The following is a 24,513-nucleotide window of genomic DNA, read 5'->3' as shown; positions in this document are numbered from 1 at the left end:
CCCGATCGGGCCGACACGTCACCCCCGGAGAAGGTGGAGGTTAACTGATAGTTAAAGGTTGCGGTTGCGTCTCGCATTTTGCTCGGGCCTACGTAAGTATCTGTGGCGTCGACGTCCGGTCGACTTCTCGGATCCTGAGCAAGGCGAGAATTCAGTGTGACAGAAAGTGTGCCATGAATATTGCGATCGGAATTCTGAACATCATCAACTCGTCTCTCGGGCTACTGAATACGTCGCTGGGTCTGCTCAGTAGTGGATCGGCAGCGCTCAGCAGTGGATCGGCTCTGATCAGCTGATCGAGCGTTATCGCCGAGCACGGCCCGCCCGAATGTTTCGGGCGGGCCGTCGTGTATCCGAATGTCCTGCTTGACGGCCGTTTTTCGGATCGGGCGGCAGGCCCATCACCGTCGATCCGATGCCTGGATGGGGCGGGATCGACGCAGGCGGTCCACTGATCCGGCTAGGTTGAGCGGCTGGCGCAGTTGCTCCCATGTGAAATTAATTAATTACTTGTAAATTCCTTGAGAACAAACGGGTTGACGCGATGTGGCGACGGGCTCGGCAGTCCGTTGAATTTAAGGGTGATCTGCGCGTATGCGAAAATTGCATACCTGTGTGGTTCGAATCACTCCTGAAAGAGTTGCTAGGCGATTTCTAGGCGCATACATTTCCTCCATGCAAGCGGGTTCGAATAGTGTTCAAGCAATGAGTGCTGAGCGGCAAGATAGTCTCACTTCATCCGATTTTTCCGAATTGGAATTCACTGCGTTGATTCACGAGCAAATTGGTATCGCGATCGCTGCCGATGACCTGTCCCGAGACCTCGACCAGGTCGCCGGGTGGGATTCGCTGCACCTGATCACGCTGCTCGGCGCGTTGGAGCAGCGGGTAGGGCGATCGCTGCCGCTGCCCGATTTCCTGGAGGCCCGCACCCTGCGTGACATCTACGACACGCTGGGCGTCGCGCCCGCTACCGCGCCGTCCCCGGGCGCGGTGCTGTCCGGATTCCGCGCCGGTTCGCGCAGGTCGATATCAGTCGCGATTACCGGGCACGGCACCCTCGACGCGCTGGGTGCCGCACTGACCGCGGAGCTCACCCGCCATGGCTTCCGGCCGGCGATCCGGATGGCCGAATTCGGCTCCTATGTCTTCGAACTCGGCGATCCGGCAGGCCCGCTGTATACCCAGCCCACCGACCTCACCATCTGCGTCCTCGACCACGCCGTCGTCCTCGACGAGGTGGGTGCGCCGTTCACGGTCGACGACGTGCAGCGGGTATGCGCCGAGAAGCTGGCACTACTGCGGGCACTGGTCGCCCAGTTCGAATCGGGCAACTCCGGGTGGCTCGTCCTCAACACGATGGCGCTGCCGCGTTCCGTCAGCGCCCAGATCCTGGACTACCGCAACCGATCTCGGCTCGGTGCCGTCTGGCGGGCGTTCAACACCGAATTGCTCGGGCTGTCCTCGGATGCGGTCGTCGTGCTCGATATCGAGCCACTGTTGACCACGGCTGTCCCGCTTGTCGACGCCCGGATGGACACCTACATCAGCGCGCATCTCTCGCAGCCATTGCTCGCGGACTACGCGCGCGAGCTCGCCCATCTGATCCGGGCGCGAAATGGCATGGCCAAGAAGGTGCTTGCGGTCGACCTGGATCAGACGCTGTGGGGCGGGATCCTCGGCGACGACGGGATCGACGGGATCGACATCGGGCACACCGGGCGAGGCGAGGCATTCCGGCGCTTCCAAAGCCTCATCGCGCAGCTTCGATCGCAAGGCGTGCTGGTCGCCGCGGTCAGCAAGAACGACCGCGAGCGCGTACTCGAGGTGCTTCGCGAGCATCCGGACATGGTGTTGCGCGCGGACGACTTCGTTCAGGTCCTCGCCGATTGGGGCCCGAAATCCGCGCACGTGAAGGCGTTGGCCGAGAGTCTGAACCTCGGCATGGACAGTGTGGTTTTCGTCGACGACAGCGTCCACGAATGCGCGCAGGTGGCTGCGGCACTTCCGGAGGTGACGGTGGTTCATCTCGCGGGCGATCCGGCCGATCACGGTGCGGCATTGCTGGCCCACGACTGGTTCACGGTGCCCGCGCTGACCGAGGAGGACGGTGCGCGTACGCGGCTCTACCGCGAGGAAGCCGCCAGGTCCGAATTCTGTTCGAATGCCGACACTTTGTCGGATTTCCTTGCCGGACTGCAACTTTCGGTCAAGGTGACATCGGTGGGGGAGAGTGATGTGGCCCGGGTGTCGCAGCTGACGTTGCGGACGAATCAGTTCAACCTCACTACCGTGCGACTCTCGCCCGACGAGGTGGCCGAGTACACCCGAGACCCCGATTCGCGCGCACTCGCGATCTCGGCGCGGGATCGGTTCGGCAGCAACGGCATTGTGGGCGCGATCTTCCTACGCACCGAGGCCGATGTCCTCGTCATCGATAACTTCCTGCTCAGCTGCCGAGTATTCGGACGCGGGATCGAGCAGGCGGCGATGCACGCGATCCTCGCCGAGGCCGGGCGCCGGGGTATTCGGTCGGTCACCGGCGCCTTCCGGCCGACGGACAAGAACAAGCGCTGCGAGAGCTTCTATCCCGACCACGGCTTCACCGTCCTGTCGACGCGTCCGGACGGCATCGAATACGGGCACGAACTGCGCGAGCAGGTGCCGATCCCCGAGCACGTGTCGCTGGAGGTGACCGATGGCGGAGTCGTACCTCGTTCGCGATCACTACCGGCGTGACCTCGTAGCCCGGTAGACGTTTTATTTGGAAGGTTCGTTCATGCAAGACGATACGGTGACCCGCCCCGGGCGACCGACATTCGAGGACATCCAGGACTGGCTCGTCGGCGCCTTCGCCGTGCGACTCGAGCGGGCCCCGGGGGAAATCGATGTCGACATGCCCTTCGCGGAGTTCGGCCTCGACTCCGCGGAGGCGCTGGTGCTCGCGGGCGAATTGGAGGAATGGCTCGGCTCCGAGCTCGACGTCGCGTCGATGTGGTACTTCCCGACCATCGCCGGATTGGCCGACTACCTCGCAGAAGACGAGGGCGAGACATGAACCGGCAGCTCAGCCTCCATCCGCCGCTCGTGCGGAACTTCGCGCCCGACCGTGCGCCGGGATCGGTGGGCGTGCCGATGGTGCAGCTGCATCCCGGCGGCTTCTCGGCCGATGTCTATCAGCCCTTGGCCGAGAAGCTCGAGCCCGTCTTCGACCTACACGTCGTGGATATGGACGGTGTGCGCGAGTATTTCGAGGCCCCATTCACCACCGGCCACCCCGATATCGCGTTCGACGCGCTGGTGGCGCGGATTCGAGACGGTATGGCCGAGCACGGGCTGCTGCCCGGCACGAACGACTGGCTGCTGTCGGGCTGGTCGTTCGGCGGCGTGGTCGGCTACGCGATAGCGCAGCAGCTGCCGGAGCACCAGCGCCCGCGCGGGCTGCTGTTGCTGGATTGCATCGCGCCGATCCCGTTGGAGCACATCACGGACGAGGACTTCACCGAGGCGCTGTACATGCCATGGTTCGCCTCGTATCTGGGCGCAAAGCGCAACCGCCCCTTGAATATTCCGCACGCCGAGTTCGCGAACCGCGACGACGACAGCGCATTGGCGGTCCTGCTCGAGCATGCGGTGGCGGCAGGCGCACTGGCGCCCGCCACCTCGGTCGCCGGGCTGCGCAAGCTGTGGCGCACCTACTTCAACGCGATCCTGCGGCAGATCCGGCTCACCCGGACCTATCGCCCGGACCGCTCGACTGTTCCGCTGTGGTTGCTGCGAGCCGGCACGGCATTACCGGGCATGCCTGATTCGCTCGGCTGGGAGTTGTATGCCGACGAGGTGCCAACGCGCTTCTGCGATGCCGACCACTATTCCCTGATCCTCGGTCCCGACAACATCGGCGCGATCGCCGAATCCGCCACGGAGGCCTACCAATCCGATAAGGGCGTTCGCGCCCACTAGCGATAGTTCGAGGGAAACAGATGTCACAAGAGCAGCATTCGCTGGGTCGGCCGCTGTCCGAAACGCCGATCGCGATCGTCGGCCTCGGCGCCTTGTTCCCGCAGTCGCGGGATCTGTCCGAGTTCTGGTCCAACGTTGTCGAGGCGCGCGACTGCATCGAGGATGTTCCCGAGGATCACTGGCGGATCGCGGACTTCTACGACCCGGATCCGTCCGTGCCGGACAAAACCTATTGCAAGCGAGGCGGATTCCTGCCGAAGGTGGATTTCGATCCGATGGAGTTCGGTATCCCACCGAACACCATCGGTGTCACCGACGTGGTGCAGCTGCTGAGCCTGGTGGTCGCCAAACAGACGCTGGCGGACGCGGGTGCGCCCGATTCCGCCTGGTACGACCCGTCCAGGACCGGTGTCGCACTCGGCGTCACCGGGGCCACTTCGATCACCTTCTCACTGGGCGGGCGGTTGGCGACTCCGGAGTTGAAGAAGGCGGCGCGCGCGTGCGGACTGACCGATCGGGATGCCGAGGAGATCGCGGCGAAGTATGTGTCGAATTTCGCGCCGTGGGAAGAGAATTCGTTCCCCGGCATGCTCGGCAATGTGGTCGCGGGCCGCATCGCCAACCGATTCGACTTCGGCGGGGTCAACTGCACGCTCGACGCGGCCTGTGCCAGCTCGCTGGCCGCGGTCCGGCTGGCGGTGGACGAATTGGTTTCCGGCCGAGCCGATCTCATGCTGACCGGCGGATGCGACGCGCAGAACACGATTCTCATGTACATGTGCTTCTCGAAGACGCCCGCGCTGTCGAAGTCCGGGCGGATCCGGCCCTTCGACGACGAGGCGGACGGCACGCTGGTCGGTGAGGGCATCGGCATGCTCGCGTTCAAACGCCTCGCCGACGCCGAACGCGACGGCAACCGGATCTACGCGACGCTGCGCGGTATCGGCAGTTCGAGCGACGGCAAATTCAAGAGTATCTACGCTCCCCGGCGCGACGGGCAGCTCGTCGCGCTGCGGCGGGCCTACGCCGACGCCGGTTTCGGTCCCGAACAAGTCGGCTTGGTCGAATGTCACGGCACCGGTACGGCCGTGGGTGATGCGACCGAATTCGCCGCGCTCGCCGAAATGTATCGCGAAGGAGCCGATCCGAATCGCCTTGTCTCGGTCGGCAGCGTCAAATCCCAGATCGGGCACACCAAGGCCGCCGCGGGCGCGGCAGGCATGATCAAACTGGCGCTGGCGCTGCATCACAAGGTGTTGCCGCCCACCATCAATGTCGACACCCCGGCCGAGCATTTCGCGGGCTCGCCGTTCCAGGTCAACTCCGAGGCGCGGCCGTGGATCACCGATCCGGCCAGGCCGCTGCGCCGGGCCGGGGTGTCGTCGTTCGGCTTCGGCGGCACCAACTTTCATTGCGTGCTTCAGGAGTACGACCCGATCGCCGCGGATGTTCCGGTGTCACACCGGATTTCGACGGTGCACAGCTGGCACGCACCCGATGTCGCCGCGTTGATCGGGCTCCTCGAAAGCGGCGACTCCGGCTCCGCCGGTCCGGTGCCCGCGCACCATGCCAGGCTCGCGATCGTGGCGGACAGCGAGGAGGAGCTGGCCGCGCTGCGCGCCGCGGCGGTCGAGCGGCTGGGCTCGCTCGGCACCGACACCGAGTTCGAGATCGACAAAGCGGTTTTCTTCCGAGCATCCGCGCTGCTCGGTCCGGACCGGTCGGTCAAAGTGGCCGCACTGTTCGCGGGCCAGGGCAGCCAATACCCGGGCATGGGTGCGCGGGCGGTGCTGTCACTGCCGCCGTTGCGTCGCGAGTTCGACACGGCGGCAGCCGAATTCACCGCGACCCAGCCGCTGGGCGAGATCGTGTTCCCGGCCGTGGCATTCGACGAGCAGGGCAGGCTCGCGCAGCAGGCCGCGTTGCGGCGCACCGATTACGCGCAGCCCGCGATCGGCGCTCTCACCGCGGGACAGTACGCCTTCCTGTCCGAACTCGGCTTCCGGCCCGACGGCGCGCTCGGTCACAGCTTCGGCGAACTATCCGCACTGTTTGCCGCGGGCAGCGTCTCGGCCGCTGAATTCCGCGAGCTGGCCAGGGCCCGCGGCGCGGCGATGGCGTCCAGGCCCGCGGACGCGACCGATCCGGGCGCCATGCTGGCACTGCAGTGCGGACAGCAACGCGCCGAGGAGTTGCTCGCCGGCGCGTCGGATGTGTTCGTGTGCAACATCAACGCGCCCGATCAGGTGGTGGTCGGCGGCGGTACGGCGGCGATCGCGGCGTTCGCGAGCAGCTGTGCGGACGCGGAGGTGCGGTGCCGGGAAGTCTCGGTGGCCGCGGCCTTCCACACACCGTATGTCGCGCACGCGGTCGACAGTTTCCGGGAAGCGGTATCCCGGATCCAGATCCGGGAGCCCGAGTTCCCGGTGTACCCGAACCTCGCCGATGCCGCGTACGGCGCCGACCCGCAAGCCAACCGGAATACGCTCGTCGGCCAGCTGGCCGGGGCCGTGCGATTCGCCCCGCAGGTCGAGCGGATGTACGCCGACGGCTTCCGAGTATTCGTCGAATTCGGTCCCGGCGTAGTGCTTTCCGGGCTGACCCGGCGAATCCTGAAGGAGCATCCGGACGTAGTGGTGCTCGCCGCCGACGGTGGACCACGCGGCGACTCCGACCGGGCGATCAAGCGCCTGGCCGCGCGGCTACTCGTACTCGGCGCTCCGCTCCAAGGCATCAACCGCTATGCCGCGCCGCGAGTCTCCGCCGCCGCGGGCAGGGGCATGCGGATTCCGATGAACGGCGCGAATTATGTTCCGCCCGAACGCAAACGGGCATACGAGCAGATCATGAACGACGGCTACCGGATCGCCGCCGACCCGCCGCCCGCGGGTCCGGTTACCGGCAACGGCTACCTCACCAATGGCCACTCGACCAATACCAATGGCCACTCGACCAATGGCCACTCGCACGACAACGGCCAGCGCACCATCGACGGCCACCCCCACGGCAACGGTCATCAGCACCATCCCGCGCCCGCGACCACCCCGACACCGTCGGAGACGCCTCGGCCGGTATCTCGACCCCAGAACGGAGTTCTCATGACCACCATGGCTTCCCACGCCGCAGACCAAGGCGCACCGGTGCCCGTGAGCTCCGCGTCGCCCGCTCCCGCCGCGTCGCCCGCTCCCGCCGGGTCGGCGATCCACGGTGTGCTCGGCGAACATCTCGCGATGCATCGAGACTTCCTCGACGCGCAGTTGCGGGTCGGTGAACGGCTCAGCTCGCTGCTGTGCACCGAGGTGGACAGTGGTACGCCCCGCGGCGATGTGCTCAACAGCATCACCGCCGTCTCCGGACACAGCGTCGCGCTCGGCAAGGCCCACGCCCATGCCAGCGATGTCCTGCGCGCGTTGGCAGGTGTGGCCCCGCACACCGAATCGGTTGTGGGAGGCGGGTTCCCGGAGGCACAAGCGCCGCAACCGACAACACCGATCGCCGCGTCTCCGGCCGCCTTGACTGCCGCGGCACCGGCGCCTGCCGCCCCCGTAGGTGCTCCCGCCGCTGCGGCGCCTGTCACACCGGTGGCCGCTCCCGCTGCTTCGCCGACCGCCACCCCGCCTGGTCCTGCTGCTTCGGCGACGATCGCCCCGCCTGGTCCTGCTGCTTCGGCGACGATCGCCCCGCCTGGTCCTGCTGCTTCGGCGACCATGGTCTCGCCCGGTCCTGCGGCTTCGGCGCCTGCCGTCCCGGCGACTGCTCCGGTGCCCGCGGGTCCTTCCGCTCCGATCCCTGTCCCAGCGCCGGAACAGATCTCGACACCCCCGGCGAGTTCGGCGGCGCCTGCTCCCGCCTCGGCGCCCACCGCCGCACCCGCGAGCCCCGGCGATGTCGCCGCGGCCAGGCAGCTCCTTTTCCAGGTCGTCGCGGAGAAGACCGGCTATCCGGCCGAAATGCTCGAGCCGACGATGGAGATGGAAGCCGATCTCGGCATCGACTCGATCAAGAACGTGGAGATCATGGGCGCGCTGCGCGACCAGTTCCCCGATATCGCCCAGGCTCCGCCCGAATCGGTGACGGAGTTGCGCACGCTCGACGATATCGCCGGATTCCTCGCCAGCGCGGGCGCCGGGGCGAGCGCGCCCGCTGCGCAGGAGGGGGAGGTGACGGCCCCAAAAGCCTGATCGGGCGGTCGTTCGCGTGCCTCGGCGAACTGCCATTTCCCGACTGGCGAGAGGGGCTCTTCCCGGATCGGCCATCGGCGCTGCTCGCGGGCGAAAATTCCACGCTGGCCGACGAATTCGCCGCCGCACTGCGCGTCGCCGGATGGACCGTGCACCGCGACGGCGACGCGATGGACCGGTTCGACCTCGTCGCCTGGTTCGCGCCGACCGCTCCGGCCGACGAGCCCGCGGCCGCGTTGACCGAGGCGCTGCTGCTCGCTCGCGCGGCCAAGTCCACGCTCGAACGGTCCGCGGCGGGCGGCGGGCGGGCCGCGTTTCTCGTGGTCACCAGGCTCGACGGCGCGTTCGGAATGTCGAATACCACCGACGACGCGGCCGCGATGGTCGGCGGTATCGGCGGCTTGGTGAAGGTACTCGCCGTGGAGGCGCCGGGCCTGTTCTGCCGCCAGGTCGATTTCGCGGGCGCGCTCGCCGACCGAGCCGCCGCGAATCTCCTTGTCGCCGAATTGAATGACGCGCGAATCGAGCCGCGGCAGGTCGGCTACCGCGATGCGGAGAGTCGGCGCGGCCTCGAATTCGTGGAAACGGCCGGTGATCCGCTGACGGCCGCGGGCCCGGTCGCCGAGCCGACCGCGGCCGACCTGTTCGTGGTCACCGGCGGCGCGCGCGGTGTCACCGCCGCCTGCGCCGTGGAACTCGCGGCCCGATTCCACAGCGGGTTGCTGCTACTGGGCCGGACCGAGCTGACCGACGAACCGGAATGGGCGCGTGGTGTGCCCGCCGAGGCATTGATGGCGACGATCGCCAGACAGCGCAAGGCCGCCGGACTCGAGACGAATCCGCGTGCGGTGCAGCGTGTTCGAGCCGATCTGCTGGCCCAGCGTGAGATCCGCGAGACTCTCGCGGCGGTGCGCGCGCACGGTGCGCCGGTCGAGTATCTCGTGGTCGATGTCACCGACGCGGTCGCACTGTCCGCGGCGCTGGCGCCCTACCGCGACCGCGTCACCGGTATCGTCCACGGTGCCGGGGTGTTGGCCGATCAGCTGATCGATGAACTGTCCGCCGAGGCGATCGCCCGGGTGTTCGGCCCGAAAATCGTTGGCTGGCAGGCACTCCTGGACGCCGTCGACACCACTCGATTGCGGCACGCGATTCTCTTCGGCTCGGTCGCGGGCGTTTTCGGAAATCCAGGGCAGGCCACCTACGCGGTGGCCAACGAGGCCCTCAACCGTCTCGGTTGCGCACTGCGGCAACGCAATCCCGCGACGGCCGTGACGACGATCAACTGGGGAGCCTGGGCAGGCGGTATGGTCGGCCCGGAACTCGAGCGGATGTTCCGCGAGCGCGGGGTGGCCCTCATTCCGCTCGCCGACGGTGCGCGGATGTTCGCCGAGCAACTGACCGAGGCCCGGTCCCGGGACCTGGTGTGTGTGATCGGGCCGTCGACGCCGCTGTCCGGTCCGCCACCCACCGTGCCCGCACCGGATCGACCGGTGTGTCTGCACCGGTCGCTCGGCGCGGTGGCGTCCAGCCGTGCGCTGGCCGATCACGCCATCGACGGCGTCCCGGTACTGCCCGCGACCGCGGCCCTCGGTGCGATCCTCAACGTGGTCACCCAGGTCGATCCGCGGTCCGAGCCTCGTTCGGCGGCCGGTTTCAAAGTACTCAAGGGAGTCGTCTTCGACACCCCTCCCGGGCCACTCCAATTCACCGTGAGCGTAGGCGATTCCGACGGCGAGGCGTCGGTTCTGGTCACCGACGAGGCAGACAGGCCGCGATACCGGGCGACGACGGCGCGGCTGGTGGGCAGCGTCGAGCGGCGGATCGGCCTGCCGGACCTGGACGGGGGACAGGCCGTCGACTGGTACGCCGACGGCACGCTGTTCCACGGGCCGTCGCTGCGCGGCCTGCGCGGTCTGCTCGCCGACGGCGAGGAGATGGTGTTCCGGGCTCAACTGCCCGCGGCGAACTTCGCGGCGGGCGCCTACGGCACGGACCGGTACCACCCGTTGCTCGCCGACGTGCTGTTGCAGGCCGTCGAGGTGTACATCCGGCGCCACCTCGGTCAGCCTTGTCTGCCCGCCGGTATCGGCGCGGCCGAACTCTACGGGCCGCTGCCCGATGACCTGCCGTTCTACATCGTGGTGGGCGAACTCAGCGGCGCCGCGCCGCAGGTCGGCTGCACCGTCGCCGCCTACGACCGGGACGGGCACCTGCTGCTGCGGTTCCGCGATATGGAGTTGGTGTGTGCCCCGGCATTGGCCGAGAAATTCGCCGCGAGCGCAAGGAGGCACGCCGATGCCTGAATCGAACGAGCAGCCTGAATCGAACGAGCAGCCTGAATCGAACGAGCAACGAATCCGTATCGCGGGCATCGGATTTCGGCGATTCGAACAGGACACCCGGCGATCGTCGGGGCCCGACCGGACGGATCCCGGCGTGCACCGGGATGACGAAATGGTGGTGACGCTCGGCTCGGCCGTCGACGAGGCGCTCGCCGACGCGGGGATCGGCCGCATCGATACCGGGGCGGGTGCCACCGCGCCCGGTGTCGCGGTGGTGCTGGTCGGTGTGGATCGCGACGCCGCCCGCCGTCTTGCCGCCAGCTCTGGTTTCGCGGGCCCCGCCGAGGTCTTCCCGGCGGGTGCCGCCGCGCTGTTTCGCGCCCGAGTTCTGTTGTCCGACAACGCTGTCGAGGCGGTCGTGGTCGGTGAGCGGGGGCCATGGGAGGCAGTGGCGATGGTGCTGACGCCGGTCCGTTCCGGCGCCGCCGACCTGCGGTACGCCACCCTCGACGTCCTCGTGGACGGAAAGGATGCGGCACGCGCGGCACTGGCGCGGGCGGGTATTAATCCGGAACAGGTGGGGTATCTGGAGGTCGCCGATCTGGACGCCGCGGGGCTCGCCTCGATAGCGCCCATCGACACCTATCGCGGGCGAACGCGGACCACGGTGATCGGCGGGGCGACGCGAACCGTGCTCGGTGCGCTCGCGGGCGCGGCGCGCTGCCTCTACCACGCGGAATTTCCCGCTACCCCGCAAGGGTTTTCGCTCGACCAGGACGTCGTCGCCGAGAGCACGCTGTGCCGGATCGAGGACGCGCAGCCCTGGCTGCCGAACAGCGAGCCCCGGCGTTACGCGGCGGTGCACGCCGTCGGTGCGGCAGGGACGGTGCACGCCGTCTTGTCGGGGAGGGGTGCCCGGGGATACGACACGCCCCTCGCCTGGGTCGCGGGCGGTGGTCCGTTGCTGCTGCGCCTATCCGCCTACACCGGTGCGGATCTGGCCGAGGCGGCGCGGGATTGCCTGGCGGAGTTGGCGATCGGCGCCGACCCCGTCGAGATGTGCGCGGCCCGAGCCGCATCCGGCGGTGTCGGTCGTTTTGCCGCGGTCCTCGTCGGCTCCGATGGCGGGCGGTTGCGCAAGGAATTGCAGGCCGCGGCGCGCGATCTGCCCGAAGTGATTGCCGCGCAGGGGGAATGGGCCACACCGTCGGGAAGTTACTGCACCGGTAGGCCGTTGGGGCCCGGCGGCGGGGTCGCCTTCGTCTATCCCGGCGTGTTCTCGACCTACCCCGGCATGGGACGAGATCTGTTCCGGCTCTTCCCCGGTCTGTGGACCGTACTGGACAGCGGCGAGTTCACGATGCCGCTGCGCCAGGAGTTCCTGTATCCGCGTTCGGTCGCGGGCCTGGACCGTCGCGGGCTCATGCGGCACGAGGCGACGATCCTGCAGGACATGCCCGGCCTGCTGACGACCGGCGTCACCTTCGGTCTGCTGCACACCCGGCTGCTGCGTGACATCCTCGAGGTTCCCGTGCACGGGGGATTCGGCTACAGCCTCGGTCAGAGCAGCATGCTCTTCGCCCTCGGGGTCTGGGACTATCGCCATCACGACGAGTCCGCGCTGGACCGGGCGGGCCTGTTCACCCGGCGCGTGGCGGGCCGCAAAGACGTTGTCCGGCAAGCTTGGCAGCTGCCCGACGATATCGATGACGCCGCGGTGTGGACGACGCTCGTGGTGCTCGCCGACGCCGCGGCGGTGCGCGCCGCGGTCGAGGAATTCGATCGCGTCTACCTCACCCAGGTCAATGCCCCGCGGGAGGTGGTGATCGCGGGCGATCCCGCACAGTGCCGCGCACTGGCCGATCGGCTCGGTTGCCCGTCGGCGAAGGGACCGACCGCCGTGGCGATGCACTGCGCCATGGTCGATTCCGAGTTCGCGGATATGGTCGAGCTGAATATGCACCCGATCCTCGACCAGGCGTCGGATCTGGTGCTGCTGACCACCTTCGACTACGACCGGGTCGACGCGAGCGACCAGCGCAGGCTGGCCGAGCACACCGCCGAGGCGCTGCGCCGACCGGTCGATTTCCCCCGGTTGGTCCGCGCCGCCCACGACCGCGGTCTCCGGTATTTCATCGACATCGGACCCGGAGCATCCTGCACCCGATGGATCGATGACTCGCTCGCCGACGCCGACCATCTCGCGGTGGCCATCGATCGGCGCGGTATGCCACTCGGCACCGCGCTGGCCCACGCGCTGGCGCGGCTGGCCAGCCATGGGCTGCCGCTGGATCTGGGGCGGCTGTTCGATTCGGGAGCGGGAGTGGAACCGATGCACATCACCATTCGATCCGGGGGCGCGCCGCAGCCCGGCGCCGACGAGGTCATCACCTTCGACGGTGAACCGTTCCGGTACCCGGTCGCGATCCCGACTCCGGAGGGAATCGCCCAGTTGAATGCGATCTCCCTGTCGCCCCAAGGAATTTCCCCGTCGCCCCGGCGAAAGCCGGGATCCGTGACCGCCCTGGAACGATCGAACTCAGCGGATCGGACCACTGGACAGCTGGATTCCGGCGTGCGCCGCGATGATGGGATGGCCGGGCTGGATTCCGGCGTGCGCCGCGATGACGGGATGGCCGGGCTGGATTCCGGCGTGCGCCGCAATTACGGGATGGCCGGGCTGGATTCCGGCGTGCGCCGCAATTACGGGATGGTCGCGCCGGATCCGAGCGTGCACGGGAATGCCGGATCGGTAACGAATTCCGTTGTGAACGAAGCGATCACGAATATCGCAGCGGCAACCGCACAAGCCCATCGGGCCCTGGTGTTAGCGCATTCGCAGATTCAGGAACGGGCGCTGATCGAGCTCGAAACCGCCAGGGGCACAGAGCAACTCGAGCAGACGCCGCAACCCCGACGGCCCTACCTGCGGCGGGGCTGGTCGAAGCCGTGGTTCAAGCCGCTGGCCAGGACCGGCCGAACCGCGCTGTCCGCCGAAGATATCGACCTGCTCGCGGACGGACACCTGGGTGCGGTGTTCGGCGCCGAATGGGATCAACGCGCCGATGGCTGCAACCCGGACATCCGGCTGGCGTACGGCGGGCCGCGCATGCTCGACGAGGTCACGATGATCGATCGCCTCGGCGGGCCGTCGGGCCTCGGTGCGCTCACCGCGGGGTCCGGTACCGCGGCCCCGCCGGACGGTCCGATTCTCGTGGGCGCGATCCAACTGTTGCAGGTCTACGCCATGTATTTGGGCCTGCACCTGGTGTTCTCGGATGCGCGATTCCAGCAGCCCGTCGGGTGGAACCACCATGTGAGCAAGCACGGCCAGCTCACGCCGGATATCGGCGGTATCCGATACCACGCGGAGATCGTCGACCTCACGCTGCTGCCCCGGCCCACCGTTGTCGCCGATGTGACGGTCCGCGCCGGTGACCACCTGCTCCTCATGATTCGCGATCTGGCGCTGGAAGTTCGGGAGAAGCCGGGCACCCCGATCGGTCCCGGCCCCGGCGGTAGCATGCCGTTCCTGGGTCGCCGCAACCATCGCGGCGAAGTTTCGATCGGCACCGAACTGAATATCGCGCACGCGGGCACCGGCGATCTGGCGATCGCACTGGGACCGGAGTTCGCCATCTACCAAGGGCGCCAGGCTCCGCATATCCCCATCGGCGACTACCAGTTCGTGGACCGGATCCAGCGGCTGAAGGGCACCCGCGGCGAACTGGTCCCCGGTGCGGAGATGGCCACCGAATACGACTCGGCACCGGAATCCTGGTATTACCAGGACAATTCATTTCCGGGAATGCCGAACTGCGTGTACCTGGAGACCTCGCTGCAGGCCGCGATCCTGCTCGGCTATCACATCGGCGCCACGCTGAGCGTCCCCGACACCGATTTCGCCATCCGCAACCTCGACGGCACCGCCACGGTATTGCGGCCGGTCGACTTGTGCGGCAAGACAATCCGGCACGAATCGGTGCTGCTGATGCATCAGGCGATACCCGGTGCGATCCTGGAGCGGTTCGCTTACCGGCTCTATGCCGATGGGGAGCCCTTCTACGAGGGTGAGTCGCTGTTCGGATTCTTCACCGAACAGGCGCTGTCGCAGCAGCTGGGACTCGACGCCGGTCGCTACCGGCCGCCGTGGTTGGCCGAGCGTGACGGCGGGCTGGAAGCCGTTGCCTCGCTGCCGGTTTCGGCCGACGACCGGTGGTTCCGACCGCAACCCGGCACCGGGCTGCGGCTGGCCGACGGACACCTGCGGTTGATCGACGAGGCGAAGGTGGTGCCCGGCGGCGGCCAATTCGGTCAGGGTTACGTCTGGGCGGCCCGCACCATCGATCCGGATGACTGGTACTTCTCCTGTCATTTCCCCGGTGACCCGGTGATGCCCGGTTCGCTCGGCGTGGAAGCCGTTGTCCAGGCCTTACAGCTGTATGTGATCGAGAGCGGACTCGCCGACGGTATCGGGCCGGTGACCTTCGAAATGCCGGTGGGCGTCCCGACCGGCTGGCGCTACCGCGGACAGATCCTGCGCCACGACCAGGAGATGACGCTCGACGCGAGCATCAAGGAGGTTCGCCGCGAACCCGGGCGGATCGTCGTGATCGCCGATGCCAGCGTGTGGAAGCCCGGGCTGCGCATCTACCAGCTGACCGACATCGCCGTCGAGGTCCGAACCCTAGGAGACCCGCAATGACCGCCGACGCGCCGCCCCATCCCCGCCCGCCCGCTCCGGACCTGGCCGAGGCCTACGACGCGTTGGCCCTGCTCGACGCACCGTGCTACGCCGTGGCCCGTTCCGATTCCATCCTTCTCACCAATGACGAGCCGACCGACAGCGCCACCGTCTTGGCCGCGGTGCCGCCGCTGCCGCCGGAGCGGCTGGGCGCCAGCGGTTTTCGCACCGCGTATGGGGTGCGCTACGCGTATATGTCCGGCGCGATGGCCGGTGGCATCGCCTCGGCCGATTTGGTGATCGCGCTGGCACGCGCGGGCCTGTTGGCATCGTTCGGCGCCGCGGGCCTGACCACGGACCGAGTCGATACGGCGTTGCGCCGCTTCCGGGCCGAGATACCGGACCTGCCCTACTGTGCGAACCTGATTCACAGCCCCAGCGAATCCGCGATGGAGCGGGCCGCAGTCGAACTGTTTCTGCGATACGGCGTCACCTGTGTCGAGGCATCCGCGTTCATGAGCCTGACCCCGACGATCGTCCGATACCGAGTGGCGGGGCTTTCCCGTGACGGCGACGGCAGGGTACGTATCGGCAACCGGGTCATCGCCAAGGTGTCGCGGGCCGAGGTGGCCGAACCGTTCCTGCGGCCCGCGCCGCCCTCGATGGTGGCCGATCTGCTTGCGCGGCAGCTGATCTCGCCGGAGCAAGCCGAACTCGCCCGCTCGGTGCCGATGGCCGACGACCTCACCGTCGAGGCCGATTCCGGTGGGCACACCGACCGCAGGCCACTGGCGGTGGCGCTGCCGGAACTCATCGCACTGCGCGACTGCATCCAGCGTGAGCTGCGCTATCGACAGCCGGTCCGGGTCGGCGCGGCGGGCGGTATCGGCACTCCCCGCGCGGCGGCGGCCGCGTTCGCATGCGGCGCGGAGTACGTGGTGACCGGATCGATCAATCAGTCCTGTGTCGAAGCGGGGACATCCGAGGCGACCCGGGGCCTGCTGGTCGCCGCGAAGGTCAGCGACTGCGAGATGGCGCCGTCGGCGGATATGTTCGAGATGGGTGTCACCGTACAGGTGCTCAAGCGCGGCACGCTGTTTCCGATGCGAGCCAAGCTGCTGTATCAGCTGTACCAGAACTACGACGGCGTCGACGCGTTGCCGCCCGCCGAACGCGATCGAGTGGAACGCCAGATCCTGCGCCGTCCGATCGAGGCGGTCTGGTCCGAGGTCGTGGACTACTTCCAGGCGCGTGATCCGGCGCAGTTGGACAACGCCGCGGCCAGCGAAAAGCGCAAGATGGCGTTGATCTTCCGGTGGTACCTAGGCCAGTCGTCACGGTGGGCGAGCATCGGCGATCCCGGCCGGGTGCACGACTACCAGGTGTGGTGCGGTCCGGCGATGGGCGCGTTCAACGAGTGGGCGCAGGGGACCTATCTGGCCACCGACCGCCGGGTCGCCGACGTGGCCGTGCAGCTGATGCGCGGAGCGGCGTTCAGCTCCCGCGTCCACCAACTGCGGTTGCTCGGCGTCGGTCTGCCCGCCGGGCTCACCGAATATCGCCCGCTCGCGCCCGTCGGCACGGAGGTCGGGTAATGGCAAGCGGCACAACGGCATCGGCGCGCCGCCGGGTCTGGTTCACCATCGTGGCCTGCGCCATTCCCGCCTTCATGGGCGGACTGGACAATCTGGTCGTCAGCAATGCGCTGGTGGCGATTTCGCGGGACCTGCACGAGTCGGAAACCGAACTGCAATGGGTGGTGAACGGCTACACGCTGGCGTTCGCCGGTCTCATGCTGACCTGCGCGGGGCTCGGGGATCGATTCGGCAGGCGGCTGGTGTTCGTGTCCGGAGTGCTGATATTCATGACCGGGTCGGCGATATCCGGGCTGTCCGAGTCGCTCGCTGTGCTGCTCGTCGGCCGCGTCACTCAGGGAGTGGGCGCCGCGGCTGTTCTGCCACTGTCGTTGACGCTGCTGGCGGCGGCCGTTCCGGCGGCCAAACGCGGTGCCGCCGTTGGATTGTGGGGCGGCATCAGCGGATTGGGCATCGCACTCGGTCCCGTCGTCGGCGGTGCGATCACCCAGGGGCTGGCATGGGAGTGGATTTTCTGGATCAACCTCCCGATCGGCGTGCTGGCAGTGGTGCTGATCCTGCGGACGATCGAGGAGAGCCGAGGGCCGGACGCCGATATTGATCTGCCCGGGGCCCTGCTCGGCAGTGCCGCGGTGACGGTCGCGGTCTGGGCCATCGTGAAGGGGCCGGATTATGGGTGGACTTCGGCACGTATCGCGGGCGGCTTCGTGATCGCCGCGGTTCTGCTGCTGTTGTTTCTGTGGTGGGAGCGGCGGGCCGCGAGTCCGCTGCTACCGCTGCGGTTCTATCGTTCTCGCGGTTTCGTGTTCAGCAATATCGTGTCGGTGGCCCTGTACTTCGGGCTGTTCGGATCGATCTTCCTGATGGCGCAGTATCTGCAGCGGGTGATGGGGTACAACGCCTTTCAGGCCGGTCTGCGGACCCTGCCGTGGTCATTGGGGCCGATGCTGATCGCGCCGCCATCGGGGCTGCTGACCGACCGAATCGGTGGCGGCAGGTTGATGGCGCTCGGCATGGCCGTGGACGCCGTTGCCCTCGGGTGGCTGGCGTGCCTCGCGCACCCCGGCACGCCGTATCCGGATTTGGTGCCGCCGATGCTGATCGGCGGCCTCGGCATGGGAATGGTTTGGGCGCCGGTCACTTCCGTGGTGCTCGGGTCGGTCGGCCCGCAGGACCATGCCAAGGCGGCCGGCACCAACAGCACGTTGCGCGAGGTCGGTGGCGCACTCGGCGTCGCGGTCTGCACCTCGGTCTTCACCCATTACTTTCACCGCACACCGCTGCACTCGTTCGCCGATATCCCCGTGGCCTTCAGCAACGGCCTGCGTGCGGCGCTGTGGCTCAGCACCGCGGTGGTGCTCGCGGCCGTATTCGCCGCGCTCGCCATCCCGCGTCCCCGCCTGCGCGGGAGATCGACCGTGCCGCAACCGGATTCGGCGCAGTCGCCGGAATTCACACCGAGCAACGAAGATGAGGAGAGCAAAGTTGGTCGCAACACCGGGTAAGGCCATTCGGTACTTGGCGCCGAGCGAAGCGATGTTCGTCGAAATGGGGACGGTAGTCGGATATTCGGTGCGGGCTCGCGGCGAGCTGGACGAGGCCGCACTGTCCGACGCTTTCGATGTGCTGCGCCACCGGTATCCGGCGCTGCGCGGGCAACTCGGCACGCTCGACGGTGAGCTGGTGTTCATGACCTACGCTGGGCATCTCCCCGAGATCAGCGTGATCACCGGCGATCTCGACGCACCATTGGGCGGCTTCGACGCGGGATCCAATGACGCCATGTCCGCCCTGCACGTGGTCCGTGCGGGGGATGCGGCGAGCGTGACCCTGTGGATTCCGCACTGCCTGGCCGACGCCGGCCACGGGCTCGCGCTCAGCGCCGAACTATGGTCGCTCTACACCGACCGGATGGTCGGCGACGTGCCCACGTCGATCCCCGGCGAGCACCCCGCATCGCTGGAGGCGCTGCTCGCCGACCGCGGCATCAGCAAGCCCGGCGACGAATCCGCTCGATGGTCGGCGCCGGCGGTAGGCGAGCCGGATCCGTTGGACACCAGCGGTTTGCCGTTCTATGCGACGACCAACATCCGTTTGCGGTTGAGCGCGCATGACACCGCGGCCCTACGTCTGGCCGCGCGGCGCGACGGTGTGACCGTGCACGGTCTGGTATCCGCGGCCATCCTGCGGGCCCAATCCGATATCGATGACGCGGCCCTCGCCGACATCCCCTACGTGAGCGCGGTCGACCTGCGCGGCCGGATCACCCCGCCGGTGCCGCCCGCCGCCGCGACCAACATGCTGGGTTACGTGCCCTACAAGGCCGACGTCGAGTCGACTCGGCTCATCGACCTCGCGCGTTCGGTCAACGATCGGCTACTCGCTCAGCTCGGCGACGGCAGTGTCCTGCTCGGGGCTCTCTACATCCCGGACCTCGCCAAACATGGTTCCGGATCCGGTCCGAAAGGCGTACTCGGCACGAATCTCGGTGCCGTGCCGGCGCTTCGGACACCGCCGGGGCTGGAGATCGAGGATTTCCGGGCGTCGCACTACCGAAAACCATTGAGCGGCAAGCTGCATGAGCGCGGTCTGATGGGCATGACGACCTACCTGGCCCGCAGCTACGCCGGCTGGCTGAGCATAGATCTGATGACTTACGAGCCGAGCCCTCAGGACATCGCCGTCGGGGACCGCAAGATCGCGGCCATCGAAAACCACCTGTTGTCGCTGCGGTGAGCTACGGCGTTTCCGTTTCGTCTCGAATCGGTTGACCGACAAGTGAAGGTGAGTGATCTCCATGACCGTGACCGCCGCACCGGTGCGTTTCGACCGTGACCTGGCGGATATGTTCCGGCAGGCGAGCGCCGACCAGAACCCCCTGCACATCGACGAACAATACGCCCGCGGAACAGCATTCGGGGAACCGGTCGTCTACGGTGTACTCGGCGCACTGGTCGCCCTGAGCGGGCTGGATCCACAGCCGGCGCGGCGGCTCACATCGGTCTCCGTGCGATTTCCCGCACCAATTCTGTTCGATCGCGACTACCAGCGCGACGTCGTCGAGGACAGCTGGGGTCGTGCGGTGGTCCGATTGACCGACGGCCCGCAGACCCTGCTGCAGGTGACCGCCACCTTCGGCGCCGGGTCCGCCGAGGACGTGGTCCACGGTGGCGCCGATGTGCCGGTGCGGACCGAGGCTCGACGCACCGATTTCGCGGACTTTGCCGCGGGACAACAGATTCCGGTGGCTTACGCGCCCCGCTGGGCCGTGCTGGCCAAGTTGCTGGACGAGCTCGCGCTCCCCGCCCGCGGGGTCGGCCTCGCCGAAGCCGCAACCCTGACGGGGCTGAGCTACCTGGCCGGAATGGAAGCTCCGGGCTCGGCCTCGCTACTGGCGCAGGTCGAGGCGACGTTCGAACCCGGTGCGGTGACGAGTTTCCGGGTCGAGGCCAGGGTCCGCGCGGTGCATGAGCAGCTGCGGATGCTCGAACTGGACGGCACGGTCACCGGTGCCGGAATTGTCGCCACCACCACGGTGAAAGTGTTCCACCGACCGGACGCGAGCACGCCGGACCCGAGGCGACTGTCCGACGCGCTGCCCGGCGATCGGCCGCTCGCGGGGCGCGCCGCGCTCGTGATCGGCGCCAGCCGCGGCTTGGGCGCGGCGATCACCCAAGCCCTGGCGTTGAGCGGAGCCGACGTCTACGCGGGATATCAGCACAGCCACGACGAGATCCGGGCCCTGGTGGCAGCTCTCGGACCCGACGGCGAACTGGTCCACCCGATATCCGGTGACGCCGCGGATCCCCGGTGGTGCGCTGCGGCTGTGGACCAAATCAACGCTGGCGGAAGGACTTTGGACCATCTGGTACTCAACGCCTGCCCGGTACCGTCGAAAATGGCACTCGCCCCTGGTTCGACGCATCGCACGGTGGAGTTCGTCTCGCGTGCGTTGGCGCTGGTGCATGCGCCGCTCGCCGCCTGCGCCGCCGATATTACCCGGTCGGGAGGGTCCGTCCTGACCATCTCGACCGCGTGGGTGACCGAGCCCAAGCGGGGTTGGTCCGGTTATGTCGTCGCGAAAAAGGCGGTGGAAGGGCTGATCACCGCGGCGGCGGAAGAATACCCGGGCATCCGGTGGCTGCTCGCCCGCCCGGATCGGTTGCGCACCGCGTTCAACGCCACGCCGATGGCCGCGGGGCTCGGTGCGCCGGTGGAGCCGGTCGCCGCGGCGCTTGTCGCCGCTCTCGGTACGGGACAGCAGGCGGGCACGATCCGAGTGGTCGGCTCATGACGGCGATCCGGTTCCTGACACCGACCGAGGAAATGTTCTTCGATATGGGAGCCTTCATCGGGTACACGGTATGCGTGCGCGGCAGCTTGGATGAGCAGCGGCTGTCCGACGCGTTCGCGGTGCTGCGAGATCGGTATCCCGCGCTGCGCGCGCGATTGGGATTGGTCGACGGGCGACTCGTGTATGCGGCCGCCGACGGCCCCTTACCGGGGATCAGCGTGCGCGAGGGTGACGTGGACACCCCCTTGGCCGGTTTCGACCCGGATCCAGGACGCATCCTCTCCGACCTGCGTGTGGTCGGCGACGGCATTCGGGCATGCGTTGCGCTGCTGGTCCATCACACCGTCGCCGACGCACGCCACGGGCTCGCGCTCCTGGCCCAGCTGTGGTCGCTGTACACCGACCGGATGCGTGGCGAACCCCCTCGATCCGCATATCCCGAATCGCTGGAGCGCGTGCTCGCCGACCGCGGCGTCCGCAGGACCGACCGCGACGACAACCGGCTGTTCACACCGCCGAGTGGGGAACCGACACCCTTGACCGACGGCGGCGCGCGAGGTCACGTGGCCGCGCGGGCGCGCTGCCTGCTGAGCGCGGACGCGACGACAACCCTCCGCGATATCGGACGCGACCGCGGCGTGACTGTCCACGGGCTGGTGTCCGCGGCGATCATGCGGGCCCACGCGGACGTCGAAAACGTTGCGCTGCCGGAAATCTCGTATGTCAGCGCGGTCGACCTGCGCACCCGTATCACCCCGGCGGTCGCACCGACCGCCGCCACCGACCTGTTGGGGTACTCGCCCTTCCACGCCGAGACCGATACGACCGACCTCGTCGACCTCGCACGCGGGGTCAACGAGCAACTGAGTGCTCAACTCGACAGCGGCAGCATCCAGATCGGGGCGCTCTACACCCCGGATCTCGCCAAGATCGCTCCGGAGCCCGCTTCCCGCCCGAAGACGGGTCTGATGGGCACGAACTGGGGCGTGGTGCCACCGTTGCCGAGCCCGGACGGGCTCCTCATCGAGGACTTTCGTCCCGCAAGCTACCGGAACCCGCCGAGTGGCGTGTTGAGCACCGACGGTGTGCACGGCAGACAATCGCACTTCATCAGCACCTTTGCCGGGCGACTCGGTATCGAATTGATGTCCTACGACGCGAGCCCCGGCGAGCTCGCCACCGCCGAGCACAAGATCGCGGCCGTCGAACGCCACCTCATGTCCCTGCTGTAACGCGATCGGCCTGCGCGTATATACGGGGCCGGGACGGTTGCCGAACTCGCCCGTTCGGCGTAACCGCGCGGACCGCTGCAGCCAGACCGATTAATGCGTGCTCGCGGTCACTGCCTGCCCGTTACTGCCGCGCGACTGCGGCCACGGCGTCGGGCACCGCAACCCGCTGCGCTTGACCGAGGCCAGAATCTCGGATGTTTCCACCGTCATGACCTCGGGGATCGCCCCGACCGTCCGGGTGACGAACTCGTACATCTCGTCGTGTCCGGGCGCGGCGACGGCCACCACCAGATTGGTCGGCCCACTGACGGCGGAGGCGGCGAACACCATCGGATGCACACCCAGCCTGCGACCGACCGCCTCCAATGCACCCGGTTGCACCGTAAGCCACAGCAGCGCTTGGCATTTCAGTCCGATCAGGGCGAGGTCGACCACCGTCATCGGGCGGATCACGTATTCCCGCAGCAGCGTATCCAGTCGGCGCCGCGCGGTATGCGCGGTGACACCGGCCGCCGCGGCGAGCTCGGTATAGCTGGCGCGGCCGTTGCGGATCAGCGCCTGGATCAGCGCTTCGTCGACCTCGAGTAGGTTGGGTGGCCGCGCGGGTCCGGGCGTGCTTTGTCCCAGATTCAGCTCCGTGGCAGCGGGCGGGTGTTCCGGGTCCGAAGTAGGAAATATCCGCTGCACGCGCTGCGCCGTCCACGAGGTCACCGCGGCTGTCGCGGGAAGGTCCCGCAGCAGCAACGCGTCCCGCTCCTGCGGACCGTCCAACTGCACCAGCGCACTGATCTCGTTACCGCCATCGAGCACAACCACACTGATGGTGTCCGGCCTGCGGGCCAGGGCATCGCCGATCGCGCTGATCCGTTCCCGCACGCATTTGAGCCGCAGGGTCAGCACGAGCATCTCCGGAAAACAACACGGATTTCGCACGGCCGAGGCATGCAGGACGCCGTTCTCATACAGCGGGATGGCTCGGCGCACCACGGTGCGCTCGGACAGTTCCAGCCGCTGCGCCAACTCACGCCAGGACGCGCGCGGATCGGAAATCAGTGCGGTCACGATCCGCCGATCGGTCTCCTCCAGTTCCCGAGGCACGCCACTGACGATAACAATGGCGAACAAAGAAAATGCACGATATCGACCATGTTTTCCACCACAGCAACCTGTCGGACGCACAACGCACGCGCTTGCACGCCGAGACGACGCCGTCAGGTACCCAGGGGCCCGTGCGTTCCGCTTCGGACGCATCGCTCGAGCATCGAGGAGCACACCGACGACGGTGTGCGCGGGCGAGGCATGCCCGCCCAGCCATCTGCATATCGGCCAGATCTGAGTACATCGAACGTGGTAGGGGTCCGCGACCTGGCCTGTTCAAGCGCGGAACCCGGCGTAGACGCCGCGTGCCGGTCCATCGCATCGAGTAGTTGTCCAAGCCCGCTTGGGGCGGAGCCGACCTTCGGCAATCGGCAGGACTATCAGCTGACGTGTATGCCGTTGATAGGCAAGCTGATATTGCGACCCGCGGCGGTGAGGCAGTGACCGACCTGGGATCGACCGTCGACGGGACCTTGGTCGATGAGCAGTTGCTTGCCGGTGCCGGGGCCGCGGGTGATGACGACCGTGTTCGTTTGGGGCGCGCCCGCGCCGCCGGGCACCCGCCACGGACCGACAACCGTGCTGATCTCGCCGTTGGCCCAGGTGAACGTGCCGTCGACCCGGCCAGCGACGTCGAGGCAGTTGCCCGCGCCGGTGAAGTCGCCGCGGACGGTCGCAGTGGCCGACGGTGTGTTCCGGCAGCCGACGAGGTTGCCGGTGACCGTCGCGTCGATCGGGCTGTTTGCCAGCCGCACCGGGCTCGCGGTGAAATTGATGGTGCCACCGGAACATTCGGCACCGGTACGTACCGTTCGGGCCGGGACCGGGTCCGCGGTGCTGACCGGCGGGGGCTCGGCGGCCGCGGATGTCTCGGCCGGTGCGGCCACTGCCGGTGACGGTGCGGGGAGCGCTCTGGTCCGGGTGGACGGTAGGCGAGTCCGGAACGATTCGTCGGAATCGTCGCTCGAATATACGGTCGTACCCTTCGCGTGCCGTTCGATATCCGAGACCCAGCCACCTACGGCGCCGGAGACGCCGACCACGACCACGATCATCGCCGCTGCCAGCCATCCGGTGGGGAGCGGGTTTCGTGGTAGATAGCGATAATCCACGAGTTTCCTTCGCAGGTCGGAATGAGTATCGGACGGCGGGGGAGCGACCACGGCGGCGCCGGGTGAATA

Annotated in this window: 13 protein-coding genes; 11 read left to right on the top strand and 2 right to left on the bottom strand. The window is 67.8% G+C overall.

Translation table 11 applies throughout. From position 1 onward, the window contains the following. Nucleotides 1–768: 768 nt before the first annotated feature. The 11 genes from F5544_RS31225 (at nucleotide 769) to F5544_RS31175 (ending at nucleotide 22,234) form a co-directional block, all read left to right on the top strand. A complete protein-coding gene (locus F5544_RS31225; RefSeq protein WP_194252441.1) occupies nucleotides 769–2,739 on the top strand; it encodes an HAD-IIIC family phosphatase in 1,971 nt (656 codons plus the stop codon). A 40-nt stretch (nucleotides 2,740–2,779) separates the two neighbouring features. Beyond that, on the top strand, nucleotides 2,780–3,058 hold the full coding sequence (locus F5544_RS31220) for an acyl carrier protein (protein ID WP_167476498.1): 279 nt from the start codon (nucleotides 2,780–2,782) through the stop codon (nucleotides 3,056–3,058). Then, the gene (locus F5544_RS31215; RefSeq protein WP_167476497.1) at nucleotides 3,055–3,963 is read left to right on the top strand and encodes a thioesterase domain-containing protein; all 909 of its coding nucleotides are present in this window, start codon (nucleotides 3,055–3,057) and stop codon (nucleotides 3,961–3,963) included. Before F5544_RS31220 ends, F5544_RS31215 begins: the two co-directional genes overlap by 4 nt. A 20-nt stretch (nucleotides 3,964–3,983) precedes the next feature. Then, on the top strand, nucleotides 3,984–8,144 hold the full coding sequence (locus F5544_RS31210; protein WP_167476496.1) for a type I polyketide synthase: 4,161 nt from the start codon (nucleotides 3,984–3,986) through the stop codon (nucleotides 8,142–8,144). Nucleotides 8,145–8,293: 149 nt separating this feature from the next. Further along, complete coding sequence (locus F5544_RS31205; protein WP_167476495.1) at nucleotides 8,294–10,450, top strand: SDR family NAD(P)-dependent oxidoreductase; 2,157 nt, start codon at nucleotides 8,294–8,296, stop codon at nucleotides 10,448–10,450. Continuing rightward, nucleotides 10,443–15,134, top strand: coding sequence for a PfaB family protein (locus F5544_RS46035; protein WP_203217382.1), 4,692 nt, complete (start codon nucleotides 10,443–10,445; stop codon nucleotides 15,132–15,134). The genes F5544_RS31205 and F5544_RS46035 overlap by 8 nt, the downstream gene beginning before the upstream one ends. Then, the gene (locus tag F5544_RS31195) at nucleotides 15,131–16,708 is read left to right on the top strand and encodes a PfaD family polyunsaturated fatty acid/polyketide biosynthesis protein (RefSeq protein WP_167476494.1); all 1,578 of its coding nucleotides are present in this window, start codon (nucleotides 15,131–15,133) and stop codon (nucleotides 16,706–16,708) included. Before F5544_RS46035 ends, F5544_RS31195 begins: the two co-directional genes overlap by 4 nt. After that, the gene (locus F5544_RS31190; RefSeq protein ID WP_167476493.1) at nucleotides 16,708–18,213 is read left to right on the top strand and encodes an MFS transporter; all 1,506 of its coding nucleotides are present in this window, start codon (nucleotides 16,708–16,710) and stop codon (nucleotides 18,211–18,213) included. The genes F5544_RS31195 and F5544_RS31190 overlap by 1 nt, the downstream gene beginning before the upstream one ends. Beyond that, nucleotides 18,194–19,444: a phthiocerol/phthiodiolone dimycocerosyl transferase family protein gene (locus F5544_RS31185; protein WP_167476492.1), complete on the top strand. Its 1,251-nt coding sequence runs from the start codon at nucleotides 18,194–18,196 to the stop codon at nucleotides 19,442–19,444. The genes F5544_RS31190 and F5544_RS31185 overlap by 20 nt, the downstream gene beginning before the upstream one ends. Before the next feature lie 61 nt (nucleotides 19,445–19,505). Continuing rightward, entirely contained in the window at nucleotides 19,506–21,002 is a 1,497-nt protein-coding gene (locus F5544_RS31180; protein WP_167476491.1) for an SDR family NAD(P)-dependent oxidoreductase, read from the top strand. Next, nucleotides 20,999–22,234 carry a phthiocerol/phthiodiolone dimycocerosyl transferase family protein gene (locus F5544_RS31175; RefSeq protein WP_167476490.1) on the top strand — a complete coding sequence of 412 codons (1,236 nt, stop codon included), beginning with the start codon at nucleotides 20,999–21,001 and terminating at the stop codon, nucleotides 22,232–22,234. The genes F5544_RS31180 and F5544_RS31175 overlap by 4 nt, the downstream gene beginning before the upstream one ends. Nucleotides 22,235–22,324: 90 nt before the next feature. On the opposite strand, the gene F5544_RS31170 is transcribed toward F5544_RS31175, so the two are convergent. Together F5544_RS31170 and F5544_RS31165 are read right to left on the bottom strand one after the other, a co-directional pair. Next, nucleotides 22,325–23,332, bottom strand: a complete 1,008-nt coding sequence (locus tag F5544_RS31170) for an Lrp/AsnC family transcriptional regulator (protein ID WP_203217381.1) — start codon at nucleotides 23,330–23,332, stop codon at nucleotides 22,325–22,327. Nucleotides 23,333–23,712: 380 nt separating this feature from the next. Next, a complete protein-coding gene (locus tag F5544_RS31165) occupies nucleotides 23,713–24,444 on the bottom strand; it encodes a hypothetical protein (protein ID WP_167476488.1) in 732 nt (243 codons plus the stop codon). Nucleotides 24,445–24,513: the final 69 nt, after the last annotated feature.

Origin of the sequence: Nocardia arthritidis, from assembly GCF_011801145.1 — a bacterium.
In the GTDB taxonomy this organism is placed as follows: domain Bacteria; phylum Actinomycetota; class Actinomycetes; order Mycobacteriales; family Mycobacteriaceae; genus Nocardia; species Nocardia arthritidis_A.
This window is presented reverse-complemented; position numbering and strand designations above follow the sequence as displayed.